The organism is Acinetobacter sp. AL9, from assembly GCF_041464035.1.
GTDB lineage: Bacteria > Pseudomonadota > Gammaproteobacteria > Pseudomonadales > Moraxellaceae > Acinetobacter > Acinetobacter towneri.
Map to the genome: position 1 here is coordinate 1 of NZ_JAYFSK010000270.1, position 255 is coordinate 255.

Here is a 255-nt window from a genome sequence, read left to right on the forward strand (position 1 = left end):
TAGCTATCGCATGGACATAACCCTTGATCCTCTTATCGCCTAAAATCATATAACACTCAATCACCTGATTTTTCTCAGACCGTGATATAAGTTGCTGATGCCAATCAATCTTAAGCTTTTGATTATTTGAATTAAATGTATAGAGAGGCATGGAGTTCGGTGTATATCTGACAATGACATCAGCGCCTTGATCGACTGTCGGCATAATGGTTTGAACTCGACTATAGCCACGGTCAGCCACAAAGACATAACCCT

1 pseudogene is annotated in these 255 nt (G+C 40.4%); it reads right to left on the minus strand.

Annotated elements, in window-relative coordinates:
- Window positions 1–241, minus strand: a pseudogene (locus tag ACEO2X_RS14655) (IS4/IS5 family transposase); the annotation flags it as partial.
- Between the last annotated feature and the right edge of the window lie 14 nt (window positions 242–255).